We start from the raw sequence: 25,745 nt of genomic DNA, 5'->3' as shown, positions 1-25,745 counted from the left end.
GGCGGTGTGGGGTGGCACGAGGACGGGAACCCCTTCCGGGGTGACGGGCGGATCCGCCCTGACCTGCGCGGATCGCTCGGGAGGGCGCCGCCTCCGCATGGCCCGCGGCCCACCGCGGTACTCGGCCCTCACCCGTCCGACGAGAAAGTAGATGATCACATTGACCGAAGCGACCGGAACGGTGGACGCCGTGCGGCGCGGGACCGGCGGCCCGCTGCCGGGTGTGCCCAACCCGCTGCGCGATCCCCGCGACCGCAGGCTTCCCCGGATCGCGGGCCCGTCCGGCCTCGTCATCTTCGGCGTCACGGGCGACCTGTCCCGTAAGAAGCTGATGCCGGCCGTGTACGACCTCGCGAACCGGGGGCTGCTCCCACCGGGCTTCTCCCTGGTCGGCTTCGCGCGCCGCGAGTGGGCGGACCAGGACTTCGCCCAGGTGGTGCACGACGCCGTGGAGCAGTACGCGCGCACCCCCTTCCGTGAGGAGGTCTGGCAGCAGCTCGCCCAGGGCATGCACTTCGTCCCCGGCGACTTCGACGACGACCGCGCGTTCGAGCAGTTGCGGGAAGCGGTCGAGCAGCTGGACACCTCCCGCGGAACCAGCGGGAACTTCGCCTTCTACCTCTCGGTGCCGCCCAGGTTCTTCCCCCGGGTGGTCCAGCAGCTGGAGAAGCACGGTCTCGCCGAGGCGCCCCCGGGCTCCTGGCGGCGCGCGGTGATCGAGAAGCCGTTCGGCCACGGCCTGGCCAGTGCCCGCGCGCTCAACGCGCTGGTGCACGAGGTGTTCGCCCCGGACCAGGTGTTCCGGATCGACCACTACCTGGGCAAGGAGACGGTGCAGAACATCCTGGCGCTGCGTTTCGCCAACCAGATGTTCGAACCGGTGTGGAGCCGTTCCTACGTCGACCATGTGCAGATCACGATGGCCGAGGACATCGGCATCGGCGGCCGGGCCGGCTACTACGACGGCATCGGCTCCGCCCGGGACGTCATCCAGAACCACCTGCTCCAGCTGCTCGCCCTGACCGCCATGGAGGAGCCCGCCTCCTTCGACGCCGAGTCGCTGCTGACCGAGAAGCTGAAGATCCTCAAGGCGGTCCAGCTTCCGGAGGACCTGGGCGAGCACACCGTACGGGCCCAGTACACCGGCAGCTGGCAGGGCGGCCGGAGGGTGCTGGGCTATCTGGAGGAGGACGGCATCGACCCCTCCTCCATGACGGACACCTTCGCGGCGATCAAACTGGAGATCGACAACCGCCGCTGGGCGGGCGTCCCCTTCTACCTGCGCACCGGCAAGCGGCTGGGCCGCCGGGTCACCGAGATCGCGGTCGTCTTCCAGCGCGCCCCGTACTCGCCGTTCGACTCGACGGCGACCGAGGAGCTCGGGGCCAACGCGATCGTCATCCGGGTCCAGCCCGACGAGGGCATGACCGTGCGGTTCGGTTCCAAGGTTCCGGGCACCTCCATGGAGATCCGGGACGTCTCGATGGACTTCGCCTACGGCGAGTCCTTCACCGAGTCCAGCCCGGAGGCCTACGAGCGGCTCATCCTGGACGTGCTGCTGGGTGACGCCAACCTGTTCCCCCGCACCGAGGAGGTCGAGGAGTCCTGGAGGATCCTGGACCCGATCGAGGAGTACTGGGCCACCCACGGTGTGCCCGCCAAGTACCCGGCAGGCAGCTGGGGACCCCCGGAGGCCGACGAGATGCTCGCACGAGACGGACGGAGCTGGCGCAGGCCATGAAACTGGACCTCACCGACACCACGGCCGGAGAAGTCAACAAGGCGCTGCTCCACGCGCGCCGGGCGTCGGGCACACCGGCCGTCGGCATGGTGCTGACCATGGTGGTCGTGATCGACGAGGAGTTCGCCTACGACGCCATGCGGGCCGCGCAGCAGGCCTCGCAGGAACACCCCTCCCGCACGGTGGTGGTGATCCGCCGTCATCCCCGCAGCCCGCGCGACCGCACCCATCCCCGGCTGGACGCCGAGGTGCGGGTCGCCGCCGACTCGGGGCCGGGCGAGACGGTGGTGCTACGGCTGTACGGCGAGCTGCGGGACCACGCCCAGTCGGTGGTGCTGCCGCTGCTGCTGCCGGACGCGCCGGTGGTGGTGTGGTGGCCGGTCGACGCGCCGGAGAACCCGGCCGGCGACGCGCTGGGCGCGCTGGCGCAGCGCCGGATCACCGACATGGACGCGGCCTCCGACCCGCTGACCGAGCTGGAGGTGCGGGCGGCCAACTACACGCCCGGCGACACCGACCTGGCATGGACCCGGCTGACGCTCTGGCGTTCCGCCCTCGCCGCCGCCCTCGACCAGGAGCACGCGCCGGTGCGGGGCGTGGTGGTGGAGGCGGAGCCGGGCAATCCGAGCGCGGAACTCCTGGCCCGCTGGCTGCGGGAGCGGCTCCGGGTGCCCGGCGAGGTCCGGGCCTCCGCCGGCCCCGCGGTCACCGCGGTCCGGCTGGAGACCGACCGGGGCGAGCTGTCCGTCGTCCGCGAGGGGGGACCGCTCGCCGCCCTGACGCTGCCCGGCCAGCCGCCTAGGAGTCTGGCGCTGAAGATCCGGCCGACGTCGGAGCTGATCGCCGAGGAACTGCGGCGGCTCGACGCCGACGACATGTACGAGATCGCCCTGCGGGACGGCGCCGGCGCCGGTGCCGGCGCCGGGGCGGATGCGGGAACCGGAGCGTAAGCAGGGGCCTGAGCAGGGGCCGACACAGGAGCCGGGGCCGTCCGACGGCCGCGGACCTGCCCGACGAACGATCAGGAAGAAGTGACAGTCATGCAGCTCGGACTCATCGGTCTCGGCAAGATGGGCGGGAACATGCGCGAGCGCATCCGCCGGGCGGGCCACACCGTGATCGGGTACGACCGCGATCCGGACCTCTCCGACGTGGCCAGCCTGGCCGAACTGGCCGACACGCTGGAGGCCCCCCGCGTGGTGTGGGTGATGGTCCCGGCGGGCGCACCCACCCAGTCCGTGATCGACGAGCTCGCGGGTCTGCTCGACGCCGGTGACGTGGTGGTCGACGGTGGCAACTCGCGCTGGACGGACGACGAGAAGCACGCCGCGGAGCTGGCCGAGAAGGGCATCGGCTTCGTGGACTGCGGCGTCTCCGGCGGTGTCCACGGCCTCGCCAACGGCTACGCCCTGATGTACGGCGGCGAGGCCGAGCACGTTGCCAAGGTGCAGCCGGTACTGGACGCCCTGAAGCCCGAGGGCGACTTCGGCGCCGTGCACGCCGGCAAGGTCGGCGCGGGCCACTTCGCGAAGATGGTCCACAACGGCATCGAGTACGCCATGATGCAGGCCTACGCCGAGGGCTGGGAGCTGCTGGAGGCGGTCGACTCGGTGACCGACGTCCGGGAGATCTTCCGCTCCTGGCGTGAGGGCACCGTCATCCGCTCCTGGCTCCTCGACCTCGCCGTCAACGCCCTCGACGAGGACGAGCACCTGGAGAAGCTCCGCGGCTTCGCCCAGGACTCCGGCGAGGGCCGCTGGACGGTCGAGGCCGCCATCGACAACTCCGTCCCGCTGCCCGCCATCACCGCCTCCCTCTTCGCCCGGTTCGCCTCCCGCCAGGAGGACTCCCCGCAGATGAAGATGATCGCCGCGCTGCGCAACCAGTTCGGCGGCCACGCCGTCGAGGCGGCCGGCCCTTCGGCTCCACGGTAGGCGGGCCGGTCGTGGGCGATCTTCTGCTGCTGCGGCACGGCGAGACCGAGTGGAGCGCGGCACGCCGGCACACCAGCCGCACCGACCTGCCGCTCACCCCGAGGGGCGAGGAGGAGGCGCGGGCGGTGGTCCCGCTGCTCGCCGGCCGGACCCCGCTCACCGTGCTGACCAGCCCGCGGGTGCGCGCCGTCGCCACCGCGCGGCTGGCGGGGCTGTCCGGTGAGACGGAGCCGGAACTGAGGGAGTGGGAGTACGGGGCGTACGAGGGGATGATGACGGAGGAGATCCGCCGGGACCGCCCGGGCTGGAACATCTGGACCGACGGGTGCCCGCCCTCCGCGGACGGGCACCCCGGTGAGCTCCCGGAGGAGGTCGGTGCCCGGGCGGACCGGGTGCTGGCCCGCATCGAGCCGCTGCTGCGGGCCGACCGGGGTGACGTCCTGCTGGTGGCCCACGGCCACTACCTGCGGGTACTGACGGCCCGCCGGCTCGGCCTCGCACCCGGGGACGGACGGCTGTTCCAGATCTTCACCGGCACCGTCAGCCGTCTGTCCGCCGAGCACGGCCGCCCGGTGGTCTCGGTGTGGAACGCCCGGCCCGGTGGCACGGAACTCTAGGCGGGAGGACCGCCACCGCCATGGTCCGGACGCCCGGCCGTCACCCCCGGGCGCCCTGGGGGACGCCGTACACCCGCTCCACGCGCAGCCGCAGCACCAGTCTCCGGTCGCGCACCATGGCCGCGCGGTAGTCGTCCCAGTCGGGGTGCTCGCCGTTGACGTCGCGGTAGAGGCGTATCAGCTCCTCCACCGTCTCGTCCCGCGGGTCCCGGGCCACCGGGGTCAGCTCCGCGGTGCCGTCGGCGACCGTGTACGCCCAGCGGTCGGCGCTGGTCACGTGGTAGGAGGCACGGGGATCGCGGCGCAGGTTGCGGGTCTTGGCCCGGTCGTCCGTGACGGAGATCCGGAGCAGGCGTTCCTCCGGGTAGTAGGCGTGGTTGACGTTGGACAGCTGCGGCCGCCCGTCGGACCTGAGGGTCGCCAGCACTCCGCCGTCGGCCTCGGAGAGCAGGGCGAGCAGGGCTTCTTCGCTCATACCCGCCGAACGTCCCCACCGGCCCGCGTGTTCCCCGTGCGGCCCGATCAGGTCTGAGATTGCGCCGGACGGGGTATCCCGGTTCAGCTTGCGGAAGGCACACGGAAGGCCAGGAGCATGACGGCGACCGCGAGGACGGTGTTGCGCCAGGAGATCGACCCGGACGAGGCGGGGCTCGATCCGCGGCGGCTGGAGGAGCTGGACCGGCTGCTGGCCCGGCACGTCGACACCGGGAGCCTGCCGGGCTACCTGCTGTCGGTGGCGCGGGCCGGCCGGGTGGCGCGGCTGACCGCCTGCGGCAGCCGTGACCTGGCCGCGGGTCTGCCGGTGGAGCCGGACACCCTCTGGCGGATCTACTCGATGACCAAGCCGGTCACCTCGGTGGCGGCGATGGTGCTGGTCGAACAGGGCCTGCTCTCGCTGGACGACCCGCTCGAGCGCCACCTGCCGGCCTTCGCCGCCCCGCGCGTGCATGTGGCGGGCGAGGGCCCGAGGATGCGGACCCGGCCGGCGGACGGGCCCGTCCTGATCCGGCACCTGCTCGCCCACACTGCCGGCCTGACCTTCGCCTTCCACCACGCCCACCCGGTGGACGCCCTCTACCGGGAGGCGGGCCTGCACGCCTCGGTGCTGCCGGGCGGAGACCTGGCCGAGACCTGCGCCGCGTACGCCCGGCTTCCGCTCCAGTTCGAACCGGGAAGCGGGTGGAACTACTCGGTGGCCACCAATGTGCTGAGCCGGGTGATCGAGGTGGTCTCCGGTGTCCCGCTGGACGTCTTCGTGACCGAACGGGTCCTGCGGCCGCTGCGGATGAACGACAGCGGGTTCTGGATCGACGGGGAACAGGCCGGGCGGCTGGCCGAGCTCTACGGGGACGGCGACGACGGGTCCCTCGAGGTCGTGCCCGGGACCCCGGTGCGGGAGCGGCCTCGGTTCGTGTCCGGCAGCGGGGGGCTGGTGGCGAGCGCGGGCGACTACCACCGCTTCATGGAGATGCTCCGGCGCCGTGGCGAACTGGACGGGGTGCGGCTGCTGCGGCCCGCGACGGTGGAGCTGATGACCCGCAGTCACCTGCCGGACGGCACGGACATCAGGAGCTTCGGAGCGCCGGTCCACGACGAGCCCGCCAACGCCGGGATGGGCTTCGGACTGGGGTTCTCGGTGGTGGTGGACCCCTCGCGCGCGCAGTCGCCGTCCTCGCGCGGGACCTTCGGCTGGAAGGGCGTGGCGACCACCCTCTTCGAGGTGGACCCGGTGCACGACCTGACCGTGCAGTTCATGACACAGGTGCGGCCCCGGCGGTCGCGGATGCTGTTCCCGGAGATCCGGCGGCTGGTCCACGCGTCGGTCGTGGACTGACGGCGGTCCGGGCGAACCGCGCGGGACGCTGCCGCCCGGTCATGGTCCCGCATCGACCGATCGGACGATGCCCCTCGCACCGGACGGGCGATGCGCCCTCGCACCGGACGGGCGATGCGGCTTCGCGCCGGACGGGCGATGCGGCGGCCCGCGCCTGCGGGGGACGCTTCCCCCATGGCGACGACGAACCCGAGGAACACGACGGCACCCACGACTTCCCGCCGGGCGGCGGTCGTCGAGGTCGAGGGACTGCGCAAGGCCTACGGCGGCCGGACCGTCGTGGACGGTGTCTCCTTCGCCGTCGAGGAGGGCGAGATCTTCGGCATCCTCGGCCCCAACGGCGCGGGCAAGACCACCACCGTCGAGTGCGTCGAGGGCCTGCGGTCCCCCGACGCGGGCCGGATCCGGGTGGCGGGGCTGGACCCGGCCGCCGACCACGAGAAGGTCACCCACCTCCTCGGCGCGCAGCTCCAGGAGAGCGAGCTGCAGCCCAAGCTCACCGTCCGCGAGGCGCTGGAGCTGTACGCCGCCCTGTACCCCAGCCCCGCCGACGGCTACGAGCTGGCCGGGCGGCTGGGTCTGACCGAGCGGCTGGACACCCGGTTCGGCAAGTTGAGCGGCGGCCAGAAGCAGCGCCTGTTCATCGCGCTCGCCCTGATCGGCAACCCGCGGATCGTGGTGCTGGACGAGCTGACCACCGGCCTGGACCCGCGTGCCCGCCGTGACACCTGGGACCTGATCGAGGACGTCCGCGCCCGGGGTGTGACCGTCCTGCTGGTCACCCACTTCATGGAGGAGGCGCAGCGGCTGTGCGACCGGATCGCCATCGTCGACGGCGGCCGGATCACCGCGCTGGACACCCCGCAGGGACTGATCGGCAGGGCCGCCGGCGCCACCCACATCTCCTTCACCCCGTCCGAGCCGCTGGACGACGCCGAACTGGCCGCCCTGCCGGGGCTCGCGTCCATGGAGGACAAGAACGGCCGGCTCACCCTGGCCGGCACCGACGACACCGTGAACGCGGTCGTCCAGCTGCTCGTCCGGCGGCGCGTCACCGCCCACCAGTTGCGCGTCACCGACGCCACGCTGGACGACGCCTTCCTCGATCTCACCACCACCTGACGGAGGCCCACCCCATGTCCGCGACCCCCACTCCCGCCCCGGCGGTCCCCTCGGCCTCGGGCGGCTCCGCACCGGCCCGCCGTCCGCGCCGGGCGGTGCTGCGGGCCGAGACCCGCCTCTTCCTCCGGGAACCCGGCAACTTCTTCTGGATCGCGGTCTTCCCGCCCGGTCTGCTGGCGCTCCTCGGGCTGATCCCGACCTTCCGCGAACCCGACCCGAATCTCGGGGGCGTCCGGCTGATCGAGACCTACGTGCCGGTGACCGTGCTGGTCGCGCTGATCGTGTCCGGCGTCCAGGCACTGCCGCCGGTGATCACCGGCTACCGGGAGCGCGGCATCCTGCGCCGTATGTCCGCGACGCCGGTGCGCCCCTCGGCGCTGCTGGCCGCGCAGATGGGTCTGCACGGCGCGGCCGCCCTGGTGTCGGTCCTGCTCTCGCTGGCGGTCGGCCGGATCGCCTACGGCGTCGGGCTGCCGGAGCAGGTCGCCGGATACCTGCTGGCTCTGCTGCTGGCGGCCGCCGCCGCGCTCGCCATGGGCGCCCTGGTGGCCGCGTTCTCCCCGACCGCGAAGATCGCCACGGCGGTCGGCTCGGTCGTGTTCCTGCCGATGATGTTCGCCGCCGGTGTCTGGCTGCCGGTGCAGGCCATGCCGGACGCGCTGGCCACCGCCGTGGGCTTCGTCCCCTTCGGCGCGGCGGCCGAGGCCCTCGGGCAGGCGGCCGCGGGGGACTGGCCCGACTGGTCGTCCCTGGGAATCCTGGCCCTGTGGGCGGTCGTGCTCACCGCGGCGGCCACCCGCTGGTTCCGCTGGCAGTAGGTTGTCGGCCGTGCGGAACGACGGGGCGGGGACGGGGGAACCGGCAACGGCCGGGCGCGGGTGGGAACTCTTCCGCCGGTGCGGGCCGCACGCGATGCTGGTGTTCACCGCGGCGCTGGCGGCCGCCGCCCCGGAACTCACGCCGGTTCCGGGCGAACGGCGGGCGGCGGCGGTGCTGGTGGGCGCGGCCGTCGTCGTGCACCTGGGCTGGGACCGGGCCCACCTGCGCCGCCCCGGCCCGTCACCGGCCGGGGCGGTCTACTACTGGCTGCGCTGGGCCCTCGGTTTCGCACTCAGCTGGCTGAACCCGCTCTTCGCCTTCTACTCCGCGGTGGGCTACTTCGACGCCGAGGACCTGATTCCCCGGGGCCGGCGTCCCTGGCGCCGACTGGGCCCGCTCGCCTGCGCCCTGCCGGTGGCGGGTGCGCAGGCGGGCGGCCTGCCGCCGCAGAGCACCGCTCAGTGGGGGCTGTTCGCCGGGCTGCTGATCGTCAACCTCGCGCTGATCGGCGTCACCACGCACTTCAGCGAACAGCAGGAGGAACGCTCCAGCGCCCGCGCCGCCGCCATCGTCGAACTGGAGCGCGCCAACGCGGCCCTGCGGCGGGCACTCGACGAGAACGCCGCGCTCCACACCCAGCTGCTGCTCCAGGCGCGGGAGGCGGGCATCGCGGACGAGCGCCGGCGGCTGGCCGCGGAGATCCACGACACGCTCGCCCAGGGACTGACCGGGATCATCGCCCAGCTCCAGGTGGTGGCGAGCACCGACGACCCCGCCGTGGCCCGCAGGCACGCGGACCGTGCCGCGGACCTGGCGCGGCACAGCCTCGGTGAGGCGCGCCGGTCGGTGCAGAATCTGGCCCCGGCCGGCCTGGCCGAGGACGGTCTTCCGCAGGCGCTGCGCAAGACGGTCGACGGCTGGTCCGAACGGCAGGGACTGCGGGCGGAGTTCACCCTCACCGGGGAGCCGGAGCAGTTGCACGGCGAGGTCGCCGCCACCTTGCTGCGGATATCGCAGGAGGCGCTGTCCAACGTGGCCCGGCACGCGTCGGCGTCCCGGGTGGGCGTCACCCTCAGCTTCATGGGCGACGAGGTCACCCTCGACGTCCGGGACGACGGCCGCGGGTTCGACCCGGCAGCGCTTCCGCCACGCACCCGGAACGGGGGTTTCGGCCTGGACGGCATGCGGGCCCGCGCCGAACGCATAGCCGGATCGGTGGTGGTCGAGTCGGAGGCGGGGCAGGGCACCGCCGTGTCGACTCGCGTACCGTTGGTCCGTCATGAGCGATGAGACGTCCGGCCGGACCGGAATCACCTTGCTGGTCGTCGACGACCATCCCGTCGTGAGGGACGGTCTGCGCGCTCTGTTCGAGGCCGCTCCGGGCTTCCGGGTGCTCGGGGAGGCGGCCGACGGGGTCCGGGCGGTGGCGCTGGCCGCCGAACTCGACCCGGACGTGGTCCTGATGGACCTGCGGATGCCCGGTGGCGGCGGGGTGCCGGCCATCGCCGAGCTGACGCGTCGCGGCATCCGCGCCAAGGTCATGGTCCTCACCACCTACGACACCGATTCCGACACCCTGCCGGCCATCGAGGCGGGGGCGACCGGTTACCTGCTCAAGGACGCCCCGCGCGACGAACTGCTGGCCGGTGTGCGGGCGGCGGCGGAGGGCCGCACGGTGCTCTCCCCCGCCGTGGCCTCGCGTCTGGTCTCGGCGGTCCGCGCTCCGGGCAACGAGCCGCTCTCCGCGCGCGAGCGGGAGGTGCTGGCGCTGGTCGCCCGGGGCACCTCCAACCGGGAGATCGCCCGCGAGCTGTTCATCAGCGAGGCCACGGTGAAGACCCATCTCACCCATCTGTACGCGAAGCTCGGCGTGAACGACCGCGCGGCGGCGGTCGCGGCGGGTTACCGGCGGGGCATCCTGGGCGGCTGAGGCGACCGGGGCCGCGCCCCGCCCACCCGGCGGGGCGCGGCCGTGCCGGCACGCGCCCCGCCGGTCCCGCTCAGCCCGTGACCGGCGCCGGAGCCGGGGCGTAGCCGGCCGGGCGGGAGACGAAGGCCCCCCGGCCCCGGGTCCGGCCCCGCAGCGAGGCCGAGTAGCCGAACAGCTCCGCCAGCGGGACCACCGCGCTCACCACGGCCGTCCCGCCCCGGGCCTCGGAGCCGTGCACCCGGCCGCGCCGGGCGGCCAGATCGCCGAGCACGCCGCCGAGGTGGTCGGCGGGCACCGTGACGGTGACCTCGGCGACCGGTTCCAGCAGCGCGACGCGGCAGGCCCGCAGCGCCGCCCGCAGCCCCGCCCGCCCGGCCGTGCGGAAGGCGGTCTCCGACGAGTCCTTCACGTGCGTGGCGCCGTCGGTGAGGACGACCCGCAGGCCGGTCACCGGATGCCCGCCCAGCGGACCGTCCACCAGGGCGTCCCGGCACCCCGCCTCCACCGCGCGCACGTACTCCTGCGGCACCCGCCCCCCGGTCACGGTCGACCGGAACTCGAACCCGGAACCGTCCAGCGGCTCGACGTCGAGCACGACGTGCGCGAACTGCCCGGCCCCGCCGTCCTGTTTGACGTGCCGGTGGACGAACCCGGCGATGCCGCCGGCCACCGTCTCCCGGAAGGCCACCCTCGGCCGTCCGACCGTGAGGTCCGGCCCGCCGGACCGGCGGATCTTCTCCACGGCCACCTCCAGGTGCAGTTCGCCCATGCCGGACAGCAGGGTCTGCCCGGTCTCCGGGTCGGTGCGGACCGTCAGCGACGGGTCCTCCTCGGCGAGGCGGGCGAGCGCCTCGGCGAGGCGTCCGGTGTCGGTGGAGCGGACGGCCTCGACGGCAACCGAGACCACCGGATCGGCCGGCGCGGGCGGTTCCAGCACCAACGGGTGCTCCCGGTCGCACAGCGTCGCCCCGGCCCGCACGCCCTTGGGGCCCGCGACGGCGACGATGTCGCCGGCCACCGCGGCGTCGACCTCGCCGTACCGGTCGGCGCGCAGCCGCAGCACCCGCGCGACGCGCTCCGTCCGGCCCGTGGCCGTGTCCCGCACGACGTCCCCCTTCCGCAGGGTGCCCGAGTAGATCCGCAGGCTGGTCAGCCTGCCGGTCGCGGTCGCGTTCACCTTGAACGCCAGCGCGGCCAGCGGTCCCGCGGGGTCGGCCTCCCGCCGCACCTCGGCGCCCTCCCAGCTGCCCGCCACCGGCGGCAGGTCGAGCGGGGACGGCAGGTAGTCGGCGACCGCGTCCAGCAGCGGCTCGACCCCCTTGTCGCGGTAGGCGGAGCCGCAGAGCACCACGACGGCGTCACCCGTGCGGGTGAGGTCGCGCAGCGCCGCGCGCAGGGCGGGCCCGGTGAGCGTCCCGCGTTCGCAGAACTCCTCGAGCGCCCCGGCGTGCAGTTCGGCCACGGCCTCCTCCAGCACGCGGCGCCGCCGTGCGGCCTCGGCGAGCAACTGCGGGGGAACGGGCTCCTCCACGGGCTCCTCGGCGCCGTCGGGCCACACCAGCGCCCTCATGCCGAGCAGGTCGACGACGCCCCGGAAGCCGTCCTCCGCGCCCACGGGCAGCTGGACCGCCAGCGGCGCGGGATGCAGCCGCTCGCGGATCGAGGCCACGGCGGCGTCGAGGTCGGCGCCGGCCCGGTCCATCTTGTTGACGAGGACGATCCTGGGCACGCCGTGCCGGTCGGCCTGCCGCCACACCGCCTCGCTCTGCGGCTCGACCCCGGCCACCGCGTCGAGGACCACGACCGCGCCGTCCAGCACGCGCAGCGAGCGCTCCACCTCGTCGGCGAAGTCGACGTGGCCCGGCGTGTCGATCAGGTTGATCCGGCAGCCCTTCCACGCGCAGCTGACGGCGGCGGCGAAGATGGTGATGCCCCGCTCGCGCTCCTGGGCGTCGAAGTCGGTGACGGTGGTGCCCTCGTGCACCTCGCCGCGCCGGTGGACGGCGCCCGTGGCGTAGAGGATCCGCTCGGTCACGGTGGTCTTGCCCGCGTCCACGTGGGCCAGGACGCCGAGGTTGCGGACGGTGGCGAGGGAGGGGGCGGGCTGGCGGGTGAGGTCGTTGCGCACGGCCTGCGGCCTTTCTGGAGGATGATCCGGTCCTTCGGACGCGCGATCACCGCCACGACCGCGCCACGCCGCGTGGGCGGACGTGGTTCAGCGGGACGTGGCGGACTTCCGGCGCCGGCCGCGCAGCGGGCGCCGGAGCACCGGGGACACCAGGATCACCTCGTACCGCGAACGGGGAACGACGGCAACGGAGCGCTGACGCACGGCCTGTCCCCCTTCACTCGTCACGGTCGTCCTCCAGGGCGCGCCGAACGACGCGAACCGGCCGTCAACAGGCCTTGCGCCCCTGGGGGTTGATGCGAGTGTAGGGTCCGGAGAGGAGCAGGGCAGCACATTTTCCGGTGCGGGCGACCGGCCTGGGAGGACTTCCGCCTCACGGTAGGTTCGCCCCACGGTCGTCTCTCGAGGAGCTTGTGAAACGCATGTCCGTCAAGGTCAGTGTGGTCGTCCCGGTGTACAACCCCGGTCCGTACATCGAGGACTGCGTCGACTCGCTCCTGCGGCAGTCCCTGCCACCCGGCGAGTTCGAGGCCGTCTTCGTCGACGACGGGTCGACGGACGGGACGCCCGCCCTGCTGGACGCGCTGGCCGCCGAGCACCCCCACATCCAGGTGATCCACCAGGAGCCCTCGGGCTGGTCGGGCAAGCCGCGCAACGTCGGGATCGAGGCGTCGCGGGGCGAGTACGTGATGTTCGTCGACAACGACGACTACCTCGGCGACGAAGCCCTCGAGCGCATGTACGAGTACGCCGTGAAGAACGACGCGGACGTCGTGGTCGGCAAGATGGCCGGAAAGGGCCGGCCGGTGCCGGTGGAGCTGTTCCGGCGGAACCATCCGCGGGCGACCGTCGAGAACGCGCCGCTGATGGACAGTCTGACGCCGCACAAGATGTTCCGGCGCGCCTTCCTGGACCGGATCGGGCTGCGCTTCCCGGAGGGCCGTCGCCGGCTCGAGGACCACGTGTTCATCGCCGAGGCGTATCTGCGGGCCGAGACCGTGTCGGTGCTGAGCGACTACGTCTGCTACTACCACGTCAAGCGCGAGGACGCCTCGAACGCCGGGTTCCAGCGCTTCGACCCGGTGGGCTACTTCAAGAACCTGCGGGAGGCGCTCGACGTGGTCGAGCGGTACACCGAACCGGGTGAGCTGCGCGACCGGATGTACCGCCGCTGGCTGCGCAACGAGATGGTCGAACGGATGCGGGGCAAGCGGCTGCTGGTCCTGCCGGACGACTACCGCCGCGAGATGTTCGGTGAGATCCGCGACGTGATCAACGAGCGGTTCGGCCCGTCGGTGGCCGCTCCCCTGGCCCCCACCCAGCGGGTGGTGGCGGCGCTGGTCGCCGCCGGGCGGTACGAGGACACCCTGGCCTTCGCCGAATGGGAGGCCTCGCTCACCCCGCAGGCCGCCGCCGGGGCGGTCCGGTGGGACAAGGGCGTGCTGCGGTTCGACCTGACGGCCGGTTACACGGCGGACGGCGCGCCCATGGTCTTCCCGGCCGACGGCGCCCACACCCCGCCCGAGGGCGCGCCCGAGGACGTGCCGGCGGCGATCGCCTGGGTGCTGGCCGACACCACCGCGCGGTTCGCTTCGGCGGGCGTGGACGTGGTGGTGCGCGAGCGGGCGACGGCGGCCCAGTACTATCTGCCGGTCGAGGTGACGCGGGAGAGGGAGCCGGCCGGGGAGGGCTCCGGTGCCGCGGGCGGAGTGGGGCTGCGGGTACGGGCCTCGGTGGCGGTGGATCCGGTGGTGGCCGCGGGCGGGTCCCCGCTGCGGCCGGGGCTGTGGGACCTGTTCGTCCGCGTGAAGATGGGCGGCTGGGCCCGCGAGTGCCGGATCGACCCGGCCGCGGGGGCTCCGCGCCCGGCCCAGAACGCCGCGGTGACGGCGGGCAGCGTGGTCCTGCCCTACTGGACGGTCCGCGACACCCTGTCGCTGGACGTCGACAAGGCTTCCAGGAACCTCCGCCTCGACCGGCTCTCCCCTTCCGCCGTCACGGTGGCCGACGGCCGCCTCCGCGCGACGCTGCCGCTGCACGTGCCGGACGTCACCGAGGTGCTGCTGCGGCTGACCGGCCCGGCCGGCACGGCCGCGCTGGAGGCGCCGGGCACCCTCACACCGGGCACCGTGACCCCGGGCACCGTGACCCCGGCCGCAGTGACCCCGAGCACCGTGACCCCGGGCACCGTGACGCCGGGGAGCCCGTCGCCGGACGCCGGAGCGGCCGTCTCGGTGCTGGAGGCGGCGCTGCCCCTGGACCGGGCGCCGCGGGCGGTCCCGCTGCGGACCGCCCTGGCGCCCGCCCCGCGCGCCGGCGCCCCCCGTTTCCTGCTCCTGCCGGTCACGCTGCGGGTGACCGGCGAGGGGGTGCGGGTCGGCCACGCGGCCCTGCCGCAGGCGGCGCGTCCACCGGGCGGTGTCCTGCTGCGGCTCGGGCGGCGGCTGCCGCTGCCGGCCCGCCGCGCGGTGGTGAAGGCGATGGACACACTCGCGCCCGGTCTGCGGGCGCGGCTGACCGAGGACAAGGGGGAATGAGCACGTGCGACCGCTGACCATCGAGGGGACCTGGCTGCTGGAGCCGAAGGTCTTCCCGGACGACCGGGGCAGCTTCCACGAGTGGTTCCGGGGCCGGGAGTTCCGCGAGGCCACCGGGTACGACCTGTCGCTCGCCCAGGCGAACTGCTCGGTCTCCCGGCGGGGCGTGCTGCGGGGGCTGCACTTCGCGGACGTGCCGCCCGGGCAGGCCAAGTACGTGACCTGTGCGAGCGGCGCGGTGCTGGACGTGATGGTGGACATCCGGGTCGGCTCCCCCACCTTCGGGCGCTGGGAGTCGGTCCGGCTGGACGAGGACAACCGTCACGCCGTGTTCCTCGCCGAGGGCATCGGGCACGCGTTCATGGCGCTCACCGACGACGCCACGGTGCTCTACCTGTGCTCGACGGGTTACGCCCCCGGCCGCGAGCACGGTGTGCATCCGCTCGACCCCGCACTGGGCATCGAGTGGCCCGCCGGCATCGAGCCGGTGCTCTCCGAGAAGGACGCCGCGGCGCCGTCGCTGGCCGAGGCGCGGGCGGCGAGCCTGCTGCCGGTGTACGAGGAGTGCGTGGCGTACTACGAGAAGCTGCGGGGCGACGAGTCCGTGTGAGGGCGCGCACGACGACGGCCGGGGCCCCCGCGGACACCGCGGGGGCCCCGGCCGTCGTCATGGGCCGCCGCCGGCCCCGTGCGGGGCCGGCCGGGCCCGGTCAGCCGGTCTCGCCGGTCAGCCGGTCCAGCGACCTGCTCAGCTGCTCCCAGCCCTTGGCCCGCTTGGTGCCGCGGTTGCGGGCGTGGACCAGCGGCTTCCAGAAGCCGGCGCCCAGCAGGTCCTCGGCCCGGACCGCGGTGGTGCGGTCCAGGATGGACTCGGGCACCTTCTGCGGGTCCGGCACGTCGAACTCGGCCATGATCTCGTCGTACTTCTCCTCCAGCACCGTGCTGGCCGGGTCGGCGCCGAAGACCAGGAGCTGGCCGGTGGGCTGGGTGTCGACCAGGACGGTCCGCAGGTCGGGCCGGTAGCGCCGGAGGATCTCGACCACCTTGTAGACGTCGCCGGTCCACGCGCCGGTGTGGCGGTCACGGGCGGCCTCGTCGACGTTGCGGGGCAGCATGTCGTCGAAGACGATGACGCTGGCCCAGTCCGAGTGCTTCTCGATGTTGATGAAGTCGCGCAGCGCGAACTCGAAGAGGTGCATCCCGTCGATGAACGACAGGTCCAGCGTGACGTCCTGCCAGTAGCCGAACGGGCTGCGGTTGCGGGCGATGTTGCGCAGCGGGTGACGGCCGCCCTTCAGGTGGCCCAGCGGGTTCTCGCGGGCGAAGAAGTCGTCACTGGTGGCCTTCACCAGGTGGACGTCGCAGCGGATCTCGGTGACCACCTTGAAGGCGGGGTCGACGGCGATGCTCGGGACCCGGGAGAGGGTGAGGCTGCGGCCGTCGTTGACGCCGATCTCCAGGTAGTTCCGGTTGGCGCAGGTCTGGTGGAGCTCCCTCAGGAACTCGTGGCGCTTCACGAACAGGACTCCTTGCGGATGAGCGGAAGGGCAACATGCAGGGCGGTGCGCCAGTCGCGCAACGGCGGCAGTCCGAGGTGCCGCCACCGGTGGTGCGCGAGGGCGCTGTAGGCGGGACGGGGGGCGGGCCGGGGGAACGCCTCGCTGCTGACGGGGCGCACCCGGGCCGGGTCGGCGCCGAGGAGGCGGAAGACCTCCTGGGCCAGTTCGTGCCAGGTGGCCTCGCCGGAGCTGGTGGCGTGGAAGATCCCGGTCGCGTCCCGGTCGTCCCCGCCGAGCCGGACGCCGAGTTCGGCGATCCGCTCGGCGACGTCGGCGCTCCAGGTGGGCTGGCCGCGCTGGTCGGCGACGACGTCGAGGGTGTCCCGGCGTGCTTCGAGCTCGGTCATGGTGCGGACGAAGCTCCTGCCGTGGACGCCGTAGAGCCACGCGGTGCGTACCACGGCGCTCCGTCCGGGCAGTTCGGCGAGGACCGCCCGCTCGCCGGCCAGTTTGGTGCGGCCGTAGGCGGTGCGGGGGGCGGTGGGGTGGTCCTCGGGGTAGGGGGTCTCGCGGGCCTCGCCGTCGAAGACGTAGTCGGTGGAGACGTGGACCAGCCGGGTCGGGGCCTGCTGCGCGCACGTCCGGGCCAGGACGCGGGGGCCGTCGCCGTTGATCCGCAGGGCGGCCGCCTCGTCGTGCTCCGCGTCGTCGACCGCCGTGTAGGCGGCGCAGTTGACGACCACGTCGGGGCGGTGTTCGCCGAGGGCGGCGCGGACCTTCTCCTCACGGGTGATGTCCAGTTCGGCGCGTCCGAGGGCCACCACCTCCTCACCGCGGCGGGCGAGTGCCTCGACGGTGTCCCGGCCGAGCATGCCCGAGGCGCCGGTGACGAGCCATTTCATGCGTGCTTCTCCGTAGTTCCCGTGCTCCGTGGTTCCCGTGCTCCGCCGTACCCGTGCTCCGCCGGCCGGTCGCGGCCCGCGTGGTCAGACGTCGGCCCGTTCCTTCAACGGCTCCCACCAACCCCGGTTGTCCCGGTACCACTTGACGGTGTCGGCGAGACCGGTGGGGAAGTCGTGCCGGGGATGGTAGCCGAGTTCGGTGCGGGCCTTGCCCCAGTCGACCGAATACCGCAGGTCGTGTCCCTTGCGGTCCTCGACGTACTCGACCATCTCCCAGCCCGCGCCGCAGGCGTCCAGCAGCAGGCCGGTGAGCTCCTTGTTGGAGAGCTCGGTGCCTCCGCCGATGTTGTAGACCTCGCCGGAGCGGCCCTTGGTACGGACGAGTTCCACGCCCTGGCAGTGGTCCTCGACGTGCAGCCAGTCCCGGACGTTGCGCCCGTCCCCGTAGAGCGGGACCTTCTTCCCGTCGAGGAGGTTGGTGACGAAGAGCGGAATCACCTTTTCGGGGAACTGGTGGGGCCCGTAGTTGTTCGAGCAGCGGGTGACCCGGACGTCCATGCCGTGGGTCCGGTGGTAGGCGAGCGCGAGCAGGTCGGACGACGCCTTGGAGGCCGAATAGGGCGAGTTGGGGGCGAGCGGGTGGGTCTCCGGCCAGGATCCGGTCTCGATGGACCCGTACACCTCGTCGGTGGAGACGTGCACGAACGGCCCCACGCCGTGCCGCAGCGCCGCGTCCAGCAGCGTCTGGGTGCCGACGACGTTGGTGAGCACGAAGTCGGCCGCGCCGGCGATGGACCGGTCGACATGGGACTCGGCGGCGAAGTGGACGACCTGGTCGGCGGCGCCCATCAGCTTGTCGACGAGCTCGGCGTCACGGATGTCGCCCTGGACGAACTCCAGACGCGGGTGGTCCAGCGGGAGGTTGTCCAGGGTGCCGGCGTAGGTGAGCTTGTCCAGCACGGTGATGCGCAGGTCCGCCTTGTCCTCGGCGGCGAGCAGGGTCCGCACGTAGGTGGAGCCGATGAAACCCGCGGCACCGGTGACGAGCAGGCCGGTGGAGGTCGGAGTGGAAGAGGTCATGGGTGGATTCGCACCTTGCTGTGGTCGCCGAGAACGAGACGGTGGGCACTGGGCACGCCGGGCGCGGCCTGGGTGGTCACCTCGGCGTGACGGCCGATGAGGGAGGACTCGATCCGTCCGACGCCGCAGATGGTGGCGTCACGCAGCACGATGGAGAACTCCAGCTCGCTGTCGTTGACGGTGCAGTTCTCCCCCACCGAGGTGAACGGCCCGATGTACGAGTCGCTGACCACGGTTCCCGCGCCGATCACCGCGGGGCCGACGATCCGCGAACGGGTCACCCGGGCGCCCGGCTCGACGACGACCCGGCCGACGGTCTCGCTCGCCTCGTCGACCTCGCCGTCGTTGCGGGGTTCCAGCGACTCGAGGACCATCCGGTTGACCTCGAGCATGTCGACGACGTTGCCGGTGTCCTTCCAGTACCCCTGGATGACGGTGGACCGCACGGCGGCCCGGTCGTCGATCAGCCGCTGAATGGCGTGGGTGATCTCCAGTTCGCCGCGCCAGGACGGCTCGATGGCGCGGACCGCCTCGTGGATCCTGGGCGTGAAGAGGTAGACGCCGACCAGCGCGAGATCGCTCTTGGGCTGCTCGGGCTTCTCCTCCAGCGCCACCACGCGCCCGGCGTCGTCGAGCACGGCGACACCGAAGGCACGGGGGTCGGGGACCTTGGTCAACAGGATCTGGGCGGCGGGGCGGTTGTGGCGGAAGTCGTCGACGATGTCGTTGATGCCGCCGACGATGAAGTTGTCACCGAGGTACATCACGAAGTCGTCGTCACCGAGGAAGTCCCGGGCGATCAGCACCGCGTGGGCCAGGCCCAGCGGCTTCTCCTGCGGGATGTACGTCACCTTGAGACCGAAGTCGGAGCCGTCGCCGACCGCGGCGCGGATCTCCTCGGCGGTGTCCCCGACGACCATCCCGACCTCGGTTATCCCCGCATCGGCGATGGATTCCAATCCGTAGAACAGAACCGGCTTGTTGGCCACCGGCACCAGCTGCTTGGCCGACGTGTGGGTGATCGGCCGCAGTCGCGTGCCGGCTCCACCTGACAGGACGAGAGCCTTCATTCGTCCCACCCTAGCCGCGTCGGTGCGCAACGGACGCCAGACCGGACGATGCGACGATCATTTCCCGCTTCCGCGTGACAGCGGGCCGACACGAGCGCGGCGCCCGCCCGCTGACCAGGCGTCAGGCAGGACCGGCGTGGTCCCGCCGCCGGGGAGTCCGGCCACCCGGGGTCCGGCCGCCCGGGCGGTGAGATTTTTTCCTGATCCCCGTACAACCTTCTCCACCGCTCGGCGGTCGATCACCCCGGGCCGTGTTCCCACCATTCCGTCACCGCATGCGGGTCGACGGATCCGATACGCCTTGTTGACGATGTCAACGACATGTTGCGCTGGCCAACACGAACACAATCGTGTAGCGTCTCCTTCCGACGCACCGCTTCGTCGGGGGGACGTACCGGTGCGCCTCGGGGGCCTGAGGGGGGATCCCGGGGGGATTCATGGGATCCGGGGGGATTCCCAGGGCCGACCGGCCCCGGCGTGACCTGGGGGGGGACACGCCGGGGCACGGGTCGGAACGGCCGTGGTATGCAAGGGCGGTGACGCCTGCGACCCGCGCCTTCGACGCCGTTCTCTGCGACCTCGACAACGTCGTCCGCTTCTACGACTTCTCGGCGCTCGCCGCGCTGGAGCGGGCCTCGGGGCTCGCGGAGGGCCTCACCGCGTCGGTGGCCTACGCGCCGGAACTCGACCTGCCGCTGCTGCTCGGCCACATCGGCGTCGACGAGTGGCGGGAGGCCGTGGCGGGGCGGATGAGCGCCTACGTGCCGCCCGCACGGGCCGGTGAACTCGCGAGGGCCATGGCCGACGCGCCGTTCCGCGCGGATCCCGAGGTGGTGGGGACGTTGCGGCGGATACGCGAGGTGATGCCGCTCGTCCTGGTCACCAACGCGACGGCCGAACTCGACCGCGACCTGCGGACGATGGGGATCGCGGACCTGGCCCACCATGTCGTCGGCAGCGCGTGGCTGGGCGTGGCCAAGCCCGCCCGCGAGATCTACGAGATCGCCGCCGGGCTGGCCGGCGTGTCCTGTGACCGCTGCCTGTTCGTGGACGACCGGGACGAGAACGTGGAGGCCGCCGCGGCACTGGGGATGTCCACCGTGCGCTACCGGTCCCCGCGGGACCTGCGGTCGGTGGTGGAGCCGTGGTGCTCCGGGGCCGGGCGGCCGTAGGCCGACCGAGCGCCCCTCTCAGCCCTCGGCGAGGACGGGTTCGGCCCAGGTGGTGAGCTGGAGGACCGGCCGGGAGGCGATCGCACGGTCCTGGGCGGGGAGTCCGGCCGTACCCGGCCCCGCCTGACCGGCGGGCAGCAGCACCGCGCGGGTGCGTCCCCGCAGGCCGATCCGGAGCAGGTAGCGCAGTCCCTCGATGTCGACCAGCCCGCACTCACCGGCCGGCCAGTCCACCGGCTGGTCAACGGGATCGACCCGCCATCCGGCACGCCGGGCGGCGTGCACCCAGGCTCCCAGCGCCTGTATCCGGTCCTCGGCCACCGAGGTGCTGGGGCGGGTGATGATCTGGATCGGGTCGGGCCTGTGCTCCATGGAACTCCCCCTGGTCCACCGGACTGGTGCGGCGATCCTGCCATCCGGGGGCTCGGGCTCCGCAACCCTCCCGCCCCGGGACCTCCTGCCCCGGGAACCCTCCGACACGCGGTAGCACGCGGAAGGAGTCCCCGTCCGGTTCGACACACGGCCGTCCGGATGACGTTCCCGGTGGTGCTAGCCCGCAGGAGTGTTCCCGCCGGGCGGCAGGGCGGCGCGCGTGCTGGGATCGGTGACGTCGATCAGGCCCGGCGCGAACCGCTCGGCGTGTACCCCGCGCCCGGCCCTTCACCTCATCGGGAGCAACCTTGAAGAAGTCGATACGCCGGCTCTGCCACGTCGGCCTGCCCGCCCTGACGGCGGCCCTCATCTCCGGCGCCGTGGCGCCTCAGGTCCAGGCCGCGGAGGCCGACGGCCAGCGGTCCGTGTCGCACGGGTGCCAGCACTCGTGCGAGGGCGGGCACGGCGGACACGGTGGGCACGGCCAGGCCGGGCCGGCGGGTCCGCAGGGTCAGCCCGGACCCGCCGGGCCGCAGGGCGAGCCGGGCCCGGCGGGTCCGGCAGGTCCGGCAGGGGCGGCAGGTCCGGCCGGTCCCGAGGGCCCGCAGGGCCCGGTCGGACCGGCGGGCCCGCCCGGTGAGGACGGCGAGGACGGCGCCACCGGTCCCGCGGGTCCGCCCGGAGAGCAGGGAGAACAGGGAGAGCAGGGGCCCCAGGGAGAGCAAGGGGAACAGGGAGAGCAGGGCGAACAGGGAGAGCAGGGGCCCCAGGGAGAGCAGGGCGAACAGGGAGAGCAGGGCGAACAGGGAGAGCCCGGCGAGCCCGGAGAGCCCGGCGAGGTGATCCCGACCTTCCTCGAGGTCGAGACGGGCAGCGCGGCCGCCACGTCCACCGGGACGGAGACGGCCACCTGCCCGGCCGGCAGCACGCTCACCGGTGGCGGCGTCACCGTGGACGACTCGCTGCTTTCCGTCGTCACGGTGCTCGAGTCGACCCCGGACGGCGCGAACGGCTGGACCGGTACGGTGCGGAACACCGGCGACGAGGCCGTGGACTTCACGGTGAACGCCATCTGCCTGCCCCTCACTCCCACCGCCTGACGGGAGGCCCCTCCCCGGGACGCCGGGGGAGGACGGAGCGCGGCACATCTCCACGGGTCGGCCCCGGAACGCCCTCCAGCGGTCCGGGGCCGCCCCCGTGTCAGTCGTCGGGCCCGGGGGCCAGCGCCCCGTTGCCCAGGCCCTCGCCCGCGAGTTCGGCGATCCGCCGCGTGAGGTCGGCGACCTCGCGGGCGCACGCCTCGAACTCCCGCAGCCTGCTGAACGCCGCTCCGTAGCGCCGCTGTTCCTCGATGTCCATCTGCGGCACCCGCGCCCCCCGCCCGTCGAGACGGAACGTCCCGCTCAGCGAGGTCGACCGCCGGACGTTGGCCGAGGCACGCAGGAACCCGCGGAGGTAATCGGTGTCGAGCTGGTCGCTGGCCGAGACGGGTTCCTCCCCGCCCTGGGTGACCAGCCCCGCCCGCGCCAGCTCGGCGACGCTCACGGTGGAGCCGTCCAGCGAGCCCGGTCCCCGGCCCTCCGCGAGCGCGGGGAGCAGCCGCGCGAGCCGCTCCAGCCGCTCGTCGAGCTGTTCCCGCAGGGCCCGGTACTCGACGGCGAAGTCCCGGGTCGAGTCCTCCACGTGACGCCCGGGGGTGAGGTCCACGCTGTCGTCGAGCAGGTCGATCAGGGCGATGTCGGCGGCCTGCGCGGGCCCGGGTTCCAGGGGACCGTCCGGGTCGTTGTCGGTCAGGTCGACCATCCGGACGGCGGTGGCGGCGTCCCCGGGCCCGGTCGGCCGGCGCAGGTGCCAGAGGTGGACGGGCTGGGCGTGCGAGGCGGCGGTGCCGGGGGCCAGCGCGACGACCTGGGCGAGGATGCCCCGGCGGACCAGTTCGGCGCGGATGCGGCGGCCCGCCTTGCGGTAGGCGACCGAGGCGGGCATCACCATCAGCACCCGGCCGCCGGGTGCGGTGTGCGCGTACGCGTGCTGGAGCCAGGCGAGTTCGCTCTCCGCCCGCGAGGGCGTGCCCAGTTCCCAGCGGCGGTCCAGGAGGAGCTGCTCGCGGCCCCAGTCGGTGTCCCCGACGGGCGGGTCGCAGACCACCAGGTCGGCCTTGAGATCGGGCAGCCGGTCCTCGCGCAGCGAGTCGCCGACCGCGACGTCGACACCGTCGCGGCCGGTGAGGCCGGCGCGCAGCCGGGCGAAGCGCGCGCTGTCGGGGTCGATCTCCTGCCCGTGGCGCCGCGGCCCGTGCTCGGGACCGACGCGCAGCAGCAGCGTGCCGATGCCGCAGGCCGGGTCGAAGATCACCGCGTCCTTGGCGACCCGGCCCGCGAAGTGACGCACGGCCCGTACCACCCGGGCGGTGGTGACCTGGTCGGAGGCGGCGCGGCGGACCGAGTCGGTGAAGCGCTCGGCGAGGCCGGTGACCAGTTCCGCGGAGGAGCCGCGTTCGAGGAGCTGGGCGACGAGCCGCACGGCCTCCTCGGGGAGGGGGGTGACGGCATCGGGGTCGTCGACGTGCGCGGCGGCGTCGGCGAGAGCACCGATCATGTCGTCGCCGTAGGCTCCGCGGAGCGTCTGCCAGAGCCTGACCTCCTCGGAGACGTCCTGTCCCTTGCGCTGCCGTTCGAGCCAGGAGCGGACCTCGGCCAGGTCGAAGAGCGGGCTGTTGGGTCCGCCCCCGGCCGGTTCGGGGAAGTCGTCGTAGCGCCGTCGCCAGTTGGAGACGGCGGCGCGGGTGACGCCTGCGAGACGGGCGATCTCCGAGCCGGTCACCAACGCTCCCGACGTCTGGCTCCCAGCGCTCTCAGTCATGACCCACACCGTACACAGCACTCCGGCGGGTCGACAACGACGGGACGTTGACAGCGTTCACGCAGGTTGCTCCGGCCGGGTGAAGTCGGCCGAACCACCGCTGCGGAGGTTTGCCCTCCGCGCTTCCGGTGAGGCGCTTGCCCATGTCAACGGCGACAGAAAGCGCTCACCGGCCGGGCGGACCGGACAGGGCGGAGTCCTCCCCCGGGCCCGGCGACCCCTCGGGGGCCCGTGACGCGTTCTTCGACAACGCGAAGTACCTGGCGATCCTCCTGGTGGCGGTCGGCCACATCTGGGAGCCGCTGCTGCCGGGCGACCGCGGGCTGCTGGCCCTGTACGTCTTCGTCTACGCCTTCCACATGCCCGCGTTCATCGTCGTGTCCGGCTTCTTCTCCCGGTCCTTCGACGCATCTCCCGGCCGGGTCCGGCGTCTGGTCACCTGCTTCGTCGTGCCGTACGTCCTCTTCGAGACGGCGTACGCGCTGTTCACCCGCTGGAGCGACGACGACCCGCAGCGGCCCGTCACCCTGCTCGACCCCACCTACGTGACGTGGTTCCTGGCCGCGCTGTTCGTCTGGCGGCTGACCGCGCCGCTGTGGCGGTCGCTGCGGTGGCCCCTGGCGGTGGCGCTGGTCGTGGCGATGCTCGCGAGCCTCTCGCCCTCGATCGGCGAGGACCTGGACCTCCAGCGGGTGCTGCAGTTCCTGCCGTACTTCGTCCTCGGGCTGTGTCTGCGACCGGACCACTTCGCGCTGGTGCGGCGCCCCGCGGTCCGGGCGCTGTCGGTGCCGGTGGCGCTGCTGGGCCTGGCGGCGGCGTACTGGGCGGTGCCCCGGGTGTCCTACGCCTGGCTCTACCACAGCAGCGCCGCCCAGCAGTTGGGCATGCGCTGGTGGGCGGGTCCGGTGGTGACCCTGCTGCTGTTCGCCGTCGGGGTGGCGCTGGTGATCTGCTTCCTCGCCTGGGTGCCGGCCCGCCGGACCTGGTTCACCGCCCTCGGCACGGGCACCCTGTACGGCTATCTGCTGCACGGCTTCGTCATGAAGGCCCTCGCCCGCACCGGCTTCCACGACCTGCTGCGGCCGTACGGCCTGCCGGGTCTCGTCGCGGTGACGCTGCTGGGCGCGCTGGTGGTCACCGCGCTGTGCACGGCGCCGGTGCGGAGGCTGTTCCGGCCGGTGGTGGAACCGCGGACGCGGTGGGCGTTCCGGCCTCCGCGCGGGACCGTCAGCCGGTGAACGGCCCCGTGCGGACGCGTTCCGGCCGGGGTCAGGCGCCGGGCGCCCGGGCCGTGACCGCCCAGGTGCGGTGCGGGATGCCGAGCGGGTCGCCGGGGAACGTGTCGCGCAGCACCGCCGTGAGCTCGTCGGAGAAGGTCCGCACCTCCTCCTCCGGGAGGCTCGCGCCCACGCCGGCGCTGGCGCGGATGCGGCCCACCCAGTCCTGCGGCGTGTAGGGCACGTCGACGTCGAAGGAGAACGTCTCGATGCCGCCGAAGCCGGCCGTGGCCAGGTCCGTCAGCCACCGCGGATGGAGGCCGGTGCCGCCGCCCATGGACCATGCCGGGTTGTGGGCCAGGATCAGCTCCTCCGTGGCGCTGACCACGTTGCCCGGCAGCGGCAGCCAGTCGAAGTGCGCGATCACCAAGCTGCCGCCGGGGCGCAGCAGCCGCCGGACCTCCGCGGCGGCCCTGGGCGCGTCGAACCAGTGCCAGCACTGACCGGCCGTGACGACGTCGAAGCGGGCGCCGGGAAGTCCGGTCTCCTCGGCGGTGCCCACCCGGTACTCGGCCGTCACCCCCGCCTCGGCGTCCAGCCGGCGGGCCTGGTCGAGCAGGGGCGCCGCGGGGTCCACGCCGGTGACGCGCGCGCCCGCCAGGGCGAAGAGCCGGGCGAGGCTGCCGGTGCCGGTGCCGAGGTCGAGGACATCGCGGCCGGACGCCTCGACGCCGTGCCGGGCCAGCCGGGTGATCAGCTCCGGCGGGAATCCGGCGCGGTGGCGCCCGTAGTCCTGTGCGGTGAGCCCGAAGTCCGGGGTGTTCCGTTCCATGGCCGCTCCCTGTCCTGCCGTACCGTCCGCGCACGATCGCACGTCCGGGGTCACGGGCAAGATCCTTCCCCACGGCG

Annotated in this window: 23 protein-coding genes; 14 read left to right on the top strand and 9 right to left on the bottom strand. The window is 73.4% G+C overall.

The genetic code is table 11. The annotated features are described in order from the left end of the window. The first annotated feature begins 151 nt into the window (after window positions 1–151). From zwf to GBN72_RS05615, 4 genes are all read left to right on the top strand, one after another. Window positions 152–1,741, top strand: coding sequence for a glucose-6-phosphate dehydrogenase (zwf, locus tag GBN72_RS05630; protein ID WP_151770467.1), 1,590 nt, complete (start codon window positions 152–154; stop codon window positions 1,739–1,741). Beyond that, the gene (opcA, locus tag GBN72_RS05625; protein ID WP_151770466.1) at window positions 1,738–2,691 is read left to right on the top strand and encodes a glucose-6-phosphate dehydrogenase assembly protein OpcA; all 954 of its coding nucleotides are present in this window, start codon (window positions 1,738–1,740) and stop codon (window positions 2,689–2,691) included. Before zwf ends, opcA begins: the two co-directional genes overlap by 4 nt. An 81-nt stretch (window positions 2,692–2,772) precedes the next feature. Further along, entirely contained in the window at window positions 2,773–3,675 is a 903-nt protein-coding gene (gene gnd, locus GBN72_RS05620) for a phosphogluconate dehydrogenase (NAD(+)-dependent, decarboxylating) (RefSeq protein WP_281371407.1), read from the top strand. A gap of 11 nt (window positions 3,676–3,686) precedes the next feature. After that, window positions 3,687–4,292 carry a histidine phosphatase family protein gene (locus GBN72_RS05615; protein ID WP_151770464.1) on the top strand — a complete coding sequence of 202 codons (606 nt, stop codon included), beginning with the start codon at window positions 3,687–3,689 and terminating at the stop codon, window positions 4,290–4,292. 40 nt (window positions 4,293–4,332) lie between these two features. On the opposite strand, the gene GBN72_RS05610 is transcribed toward GBN72_RS05615, so the two are convergent. Next, window positions 4,333–4,767, bottom strand: coding sequence for a PPOX class F420-dependent oxidoreductase (locus tag GBN72_RS05610; RefSeq protein WP_151770463.1), 435 nt, complete (start codon window positions 4,765–4,767; stop codon window positions 4,333–4,335). Between the two features lie 117 nt (window positions 4,768–4,884). Between GBN72_RS05610 and GBN72_RS05605 the strand changes: the two genes are divergently transcribed. From GBN72_RS05605 to GBN72_RS05585, 5 genes are all read left to right on the top strand, one after another. After that, window positions 4,885–6,126, top strand: a complete 1,242-nt coding sequence (locus GBN72_RS05605) for a serine hydrolase domain-containing protein (protein ID WP_151770462.1) — start codon at window positions 4,885–4,887, stop codon at window positions 6,124–6,126. 174 nt (window positions 6,127–6,300) lie between these two features. Continuing rightward, the gene (locus GBN72_RS05600) at window positions 6,301–7,248 is read left to right on the top strand and encodes an ABC transporter ATP-binding protein (protein WP_151770461.1); all 948 of its coding nucleotides are present in this window, start codon (window positions 6,301–6,303) and stop codon (window positions 7,246–7,248) included. A gap of 14 nt (window positions 7,249–7,262) precedes the next feature. Then, window positions 7,263–8,066, top strand: a complete 804-nt coding sequence (locus GBN72_RS05595) for an ABC transporter permease (protein WP_151770460.1) — start codon at window positions 7,263–7,265, stop codon at window positions 8,064–8,066. A gap of 10 nt (window positions 8,067–8,076) precedes the next feature. Beyond that, window positions 8,077–9,357 (top strand): sensor histidine kinase, encoded by a 1,281-nt coding sequence (locus GBN72_RS05590; protein ID WP_246212267.1) that lies wholly within the window; start codon window positions 8,077–8,079, stop codon window positions 9,355–9,357. After that, a complete protein-coding gene (locus tag GBN72_RS05585) occupies window positions 9,347–9,997 on the top strand; it encodes a response regulator (RefSeq protein ID WP_151770459.1) in 651 nt (216 codons plus the stop codon). Before GBN72_RS05590 ends, GBN72_RS05585 begins: the two co-directional genes overlap by 11 nt. A gap of 70 nt (window positions 9,998–10,067) precedes the next feature. Here GBN72_RS05585 and fusA read toward each other — a convergent pair whose 3' ends face one another. Then, the gene (fusA, locus tag GBN72_RS05580; RefSeq protein WP_151770458.1) at window positions 10,068–12,125 is read right to left on the bottom strand and encodes an elongation factor G; all 2,058 of its coding nucleotides are present in this window, start codon (window positions 12,123–12,125) and stop codon (window positions 10,068–10,070) included. Between the two features lie 422 nt (window positions 12,126–12,547). Here fusA and GBN72_RS05575 point away from each other — a divergent pair, with 422 nt between their 5' ends. Together GBN72_RS05575 and rfbC are read left to right on the top strand one after the other, a co-directional pair. Beyond that, window positions 12,548–14,662: a glycosyltransferase family 2 protein gene (locus GBN72_RS05575; protein ID WP_151770457.1), complete on the top strand. Its 2,115-nt coding sequence runs from the start codon at window positions 12,548–12,550 to the stop codon at window positions 14,660–14,662. A 4-nt stretch (window positions 14,663–14,666) separates the two neighbouring features. Then, window positions 14,667–15,272 carry a dTDP-4-dehydrorhamnose 3,5-epimerase gene (gene rfbC / locus GBN72_RS05570; RefSeq protein ID WP_151770456.1) on the top strand — a complete coding sequence of 202 codons (606 nt, stop codon included), beginning with the start codon at window positions 14,667–14,669 and terminating at the stop codon, window positions 15,270–15,272. Window positions 15,273–15,372: 100 nt separating this feature from the next. Here rfbC and GBN72_RS05565 read toward each other — a convergent pair whose 3' ends face one another. From GBN72_RS05565 to GBN72_RS05550, 4 genes are all read right to left on the bottom strand, one after another. After that, window positions 15,373–16,179 (bottom strand): class I SAM-dependent methyltransferase, encoded by an 807-nt coding sequence (locus GBN72_RS05565; protein ID WP_151770455.1) that lies wholly within the window; start codon window positions 16,177–16,179, stop codon window positions 15,373–15,375. Further along, window positions 16,176–17,063, bottom strand: a complete 888-nt coding sequence (gene rfbD / locus GBN72_RS05560; protein WP_151770454.1) for a dTDP-4-dehydrorhamnose reductase — start codon at window positions 17,061–17,063, stop codon at window positions 16,176–16,178. The genes GBN72_RS05565 and rfbD overlap by 4 nt, the downstream gene beginning before the upstream one ends. Before the next feature lie 84 nt (window positions 17,064–17,147). Continuing rightward, window positions 17,148–18,143: a dTDP-glucose 4,6-dehydratase gene (gene rfbB, locus GBN72_RS05555; protein WP_151770453.1), complete on the bottom strand. Its 996-nt coding sequence runs from the start codon at window positions 18,141–18,143 to the stop codon at window positions 17,148–17,150. Further along, window positions 18,140–19,213 carry a glucose-1-phosphate thymidylyltransferase gene (locus GBN72_RS05550; RefSeq protein ID WP_151770452.1) on the bottom strand — a complete coding sequence of 358 codons (1,074 nt, stop codon included), beginning with the start codon at window positions 19,211–19,213 and terminating at the stop codon, window positions 18,140–18,142. The genes rfbB and GBN72_RS05550 overlap by 4 nt, the downstream gene beginning before the upstream one ends. A 536-nt stretch (window positions 19,214–19,749) precedes the next feature. Here GBN72_RS05550 and GBN72_RS05545 point away from each other — a divergent pair. Beyond that, on the top strand, window positions 19,750–20,385 hold the full coding sequence (locus tag GBN72_RS05545; RefSeq protein WP_246212266.1) for an HAD family hydrolase: 636 nt from the start codon (window positions 19,750–19,752) through the stop codon (window positions 20,383–20,385). Window positions 20,386–20,403: 18 nt separating this feature from the next. Here GBN72_RS05545 and GBN72_RS05540 read toward each other — a convergent pair whose 3' ends face one another. Further along, window positions 20,404–20,757, bottom strand: coding sequence for a hypothetical protein (locus GBN72_RS05540; RefSeq protein WP_151770450.1), 354 nt, complete (start codon window positions 20,755–20,757; stop codon window positions 20,404–20,406). A gap of 308 nt (window positions 20,758–21,065) precedes the next feature. Between GBN72_RS05540 and GBN72_RS05535 the strand changes: the two genes are divergently transcribed. After that, window positions 21,066–21,857 carry a hypothetical protein gene (locus GBN72_RS05535; RefSeq protein ID WP_151770449.1) on the top strand — a complete coding sequence of 264 codons (792 nt, stop codon included), beginning with the start codon at window positions 21,066–21,068 and terminating at the stop codon, window positions 21,855–21,857. Window positions 21,858–21,957: 100 nt separating this feature from the next. Here the strand turns inward: GBN72_RS05535 and GBN72_RS05530 are convergent, their stop codons facing one another. Further along, on the bottom strand, window positions 21,958–23,619 hold the full coding sequence (locus GBN72_RS05530) for an N-6 DNA methylase (RefSeq protein WP_151770448.1): 1,662 nt from the start codon (window positions 23,617–23,619) through the stop codon (window positions 21,958–21,960). A 143-nt stretch (window positions 23,620–23,762) separates the two neighbouring features. Here GBN72_RS05530 and GBN72_RS05525 point away from each other — a divergent pair, with 143 nt between their 5' ends. Continuing rightward, on the top strand, window positions 23,763–24,857 hold the full coding sequence (locus GBN72_RS05525; RefSeq protein WP_151770447.1) for an acyltransferase family protein: 1,095 nt from the start codon (window positions 23,763–23,765) through the stop codon (window positions 24,855–24,857). A gap of 31 nt (window positions 24,858–24,888) precedes the next feature. Here the strand turns inward: GBN72_RS05525 and GBN72_RS05520 are convergent, their stop codons facing one another. Further along, complete coding sequence (locus GBN72_RS05520) at window positions 24,889–25,668, bottom strand: class I SAM-dependent methyltransferase (RefSeq protein WP_151770446.1); 780 nt, start codon at window positions 25,666–25,668, stop codon at window positions 24,889–24,891. Window positions 25,669–25,745: the final 77 nt, after the last annotated feature.

The organism is Streptomyces abyssomicinicus (assembly GCF_008974245.1).
Classification (GTDB): Bacteria; Actinomycetota; Actinomycetes; order Streptomycetales; family Streptomycetaceae; genus Streptomyces; species Streptomyces abyssomicinicus.
Note: the sequence above shows the minus strand (reverse complement) of the source record. Positions and strands in the feature narration are given on the sequence as shown.